Below are 2,816 nucleotides of genomic sequence, written 5' to 3' on the forward strand. Positions count from 1 at the left end.
TGTGTTGCGGCAGAACACCCATCGAAACTATGATCGACGGGAAAGAAATCTGGCGGGAAAAGTTCGTGAACTGAACTTCACCTGACAGACGCCGCCTGAAAAACGGCCAACTGTCAGATCACATCTGAACCACTACAGCTAGACGCAATCGATGTCTGGCGCGCTTGGTGTCTCACCGGTGTTCTCTTTCACATGATAAAAGGCGACTCAGGTTCTGGGTCATTGTCACTGTCGTTTCCGTGCCTGCCGGTGATGGTGTACTATTCGTCATGTGGTTACTCGGCCTACCCGTTCCCTGATCATTCTCAACAAAGCCTTTCGGTCTTGCTTTGAGAAAGCAGGCCGATCCCACTGGACGGCTCTGCCCCTTTTTCCTTTTTGGTGGCGTTTTCGTTTGTTCTGGTCTTTGTGAAACGCAATATACATCTGTGCTGACTTCCAGATGCGGCGGGTTGTTTTACCAATGGGTGTGGTCATTTTGATCACTCGCGTCCAACGGTTTCGATGGCACCTGCGGTTAGCTGCTCTTTCAGTTTCTCAAGCAGTTGGTTCGTGAATGCTCGGCTAAAGCTGCCGCTCCCGGTCCTGTCACTGATATAGTACGACTGTTCATAAATCTCCCTGTTCCACTCTGACAGAATGATTCATTGGGAATACTCGCTACCGAGACCTGCCCGGTGAACCTCAGTTCTCGGCACAGGCAGGGCCACAACATCACCGACAGGTTCTTTGGTGGTGATGGGGAGGATGTAAACACGGTGATGGCCGGATTTGAGGGGGACAACCAAGGCAACGCAGCATGGCCGGTCTTTGCGCCGCCGTTGACACCCCAAGGGCAGACTGCCACGCCCAGAGATAGGGATAGTGGAAAACATCACCTGTCTGGGGTCGGTCAGTCACGGTTCAATTCCTTGTCAATTCCTTCGAGCATTTCGCTTCGAACATCGTCTGGAACGGTCGAAAGCTCGAAAACCTCCCGCGTATCTTGTCCCTTTCTCAGGGCCTCATAGTGCTCCGCACTCATCAACACGTATTTGGTTCTTCTGTACTTGGTGATAGCAACCGGAGCGCGCAAAGCGGTTTCAAGAATTTCGCCGGACTTTCGGGTAATGTCTGCTGATGGGTACTGTTTCATGTTATGATCTCCATTACTCAAAACTTACAAAATAATCGAAAGATTTGCAAGTTCAATCGACCTTTTGAAACTCGATTGGTTATCGATCCTTGGAGCGCGCAATTACCCCGTCTTCGGTAAAAGATGCGCCAAAGCGGACGCGGCGCATTCTGCCACGCTCACTATTCGGTGCGCTTGACCTCGTAGATCTTTTTGGCACGGATAGCCTCGGCAAAGCGCCCAGCCACGACCTTGATGAATGCTTTCGAGAATGATCCGATGCCGGCGTGCGGCTCAAAGTAGAAGCTCGTTTCAAGTTCGTCGCGGTTGTACTCATCAAGTATGACCCACAACCGCTTGTATTCTGTCAGCCCTGCCCGGCGGATTTCCGTCGCCGGGATTTCCAGTGCGTTCTGGTCGGCGAACGGTTCTGTGCCCGTGATCGGCAAGAGGTAGAGCCTTCTCGACTTTTGCGACACCCGCACAACAGCCGCGAGTGCCGTTGGCCTCGGTTTGCGTCCGGCCTCTTCGCCTTCCAACGCTTCGCGCTTCCAGAGATACGGATAGCGCCAGATATCTCCTATTTTTGGGTCAGTCATCGCCGGTGATCACTTCGTCCAGAACTTGCAGCAACGCGTCCGCTTCGTCGTCTGGCGTTTCGGATGTGGTGCGCACGATCCTGGGATCGGCCCGCGATGTGAGGTCATCGAACATATCGCGCGGCATCAGGACAAACCGCGATGTGCCATGGTCAGACAGGCTGACCGGGCCGCGCGTTGCAGCCGTCCATACATCGGTAGCCTTGCGGTTCATGGCCGTTTTGGGAAATTCGTCTACGATCTTGACTGGCATGGAGTCCTCCATTGCGTAATGCACGTAAATTACGTATTTTACGTGCAAATGTCAAGAGCGGTTGTTTTGATCGCGCTGTTTTGCAATTACCCCGTCTTCGGTGATCGCTGCGATTGTGTCAAGCGTTCTGCGTGACAACGCGACGCCATCTCCAGACATCATGGCATCAACGTATTCTGTCTTCTTCAGGACGGAACCGTCGGCCTCGATGTAGGTCGTATCTTCGTCAGTCTCGCGTGTGATGGCTCCGTCAACCTTCACGCGCACCCATGTTCCGTTGACGCGGATTGCAACAGAGTCGTCTTCGACAACGATACCTTCCCAACCGATGTCATCGCTGTCGCGTCGCAGTACGATCTTGTCTTGCTGCAGCCTGATCTGAATATCGCGGGTCGTCGACCCGTACCTCCAGGAACGCCTCCTGTACTTTGGGATCGCTGTGGATTGTCGCGTTCGCGTTCTTCGGCGGCCATACCTTCGCCTGATTGCGCACGTTGCCCTGCTGATCAGTGTGAAAACCGATATAGAGTTGCGCAGATTTCCAGATCCGCTGTGTTGCTGCCGTTAACTTGCTCATCCGACGGGCTCCAATTCAATGCACGTGCTGGCCGTTTCGGCCAATTCTCAAGGTTGTTGTCACGTGTGGTTCATCTTGCTATTGGTGTCCCACCCCCCGCAAGGGGTGGGACGTGGACGCTTACTGAGCGCTGTGCTGTTTTAGAAAGGCGAGGCCAATCCTAGCCGAGAGACCTCCCTTCCGTAATGGGTCTTTGTTCGTCAAGCGCTTAAAACCGTTCAAAAGCAACAGACTACATGTCACCTCCCTTTGGCAGGTGGTTGTGCAGCGGTA

The 2,816-nt window shown here is 53.5% G+C and carries 5 protein-coding genes; all 5 read right to left on the reverse strand.

The features are described 5' to 3' along the window. Positions 1 to 892: 892 nt before the first annotated feature. The 5 genes from ACFWW2_RS00395 to ACFWW2_RS00415 all read right to left on the reverse strand — a co-directional run bounded on the left by ACFWW2_RS00395 (position 893) and on the right by ACFWW2_RS00415 (position 2,543). Positions 893 to 1,135 carry a hypothetical protein gene (locus ACFWW2_RS00395; RefSeq protein WP_393925385.1) on the reverse strand — a complete coding sequence of 81 codons (243 nt, stop codon included), beginning with the start codon at positions 1,133 to 1,135 and terminating at the stop codon, positions 893 to 895. A 161-nt stretch (positions 1,136 to 1,296) separates the two neighbouring features. Further along, complete coding sequence (locus ACFWW2_RS00400; protein WP_393925386.1) at positions 1,297 to 1,713, reverse strand: hypothetical protein; 417 nt, start codon at positions 1,711 to 1,713, stop codon at positions 1,297 to 1,299. After that, positions 1,706 to 1,966, reverse strand: coding sequence for a type II toxin-antitoxin system prevent-host-death family antitoxin (locus ACFWW2_RS00405; protein WP_393925387.1), 261 nt, complete (start codon positions 1,964 to 1,966; stop codon positions 1,706 to 1,708). The genes ACFWW2_RS00400 and ACFWW2_RS00405 overlap by 8 nt, the downstream gene beginning before the upstream one ends. A 51-nt stretch (positions 1,967 to 2,017) precedes the next feature. Beyond that, on the reverse strand, positions 2,018 to 2,227 hold the full coding sequence (locus ACFWW2_RS00410; RefSeq protein WP_393925388.1) for a hypothetical protein: 210 nt from the start codon (positions 2,225 to 2,227) through the stop codon (positions 2,018 to 2,020). Between the two features lie 70 nt (positions 2,228 to 2,297). Beyond that, positions 2,298 to 2,543: a hypothetical protein gene (locus ACFWW2_RS00415; RefSeq protein ID WP_393925389.1), complete on the reverse strand. Its 246-nt coding sequence runs from the start codon at positions 2,541 to 2,543 to the stop codon at positions 2,298 to 2,300. Positions 2,544 to 2,816 lie beyond the last annotated feature (273 nt).

The organism is Yoonia sp. R2-816, from assembly GCF_046762905.1.
GTDB lineage: Bacteria > Pseudomonadota > Alphaproteobacteria > Rhodobacterales > Rhodobacteraceae > Yoonia.

Excerpts from the sequence above, each read along its gene's own strand:
- ACFWW2_RS00405 (WP_393925387.1), bottom strand. The coding sequence starts at position 1,966 with ATGCCAGTCAAGATCGTAGACGAATTTCCCAAAACGGCCATGAACCGC.
- ACFWW2_RS00400 (WP_393925386.1), bottom strand. The coding sequence starts at position 1,713 with ATGACTGACCCAAAAATAGGAGATATCTGGCGCTATCCGTATCTCTGG.
- ACFWW2_RS00395 (WP_393925385.1), bottom strand. The coding sequence starts at position 1,135 with ATGAAACAGTACCCATCAGCAGACATTACCCGAAAGTCCGGCGAAATT.
- ACFWW2_RS00415 (WP_393925389.1), bottom strand. The coding sequence starts at position 2,543 with ATGAGCAAGTTAACGGCAGCAACACAGCGGATCTGGAAATCTGCGCAA.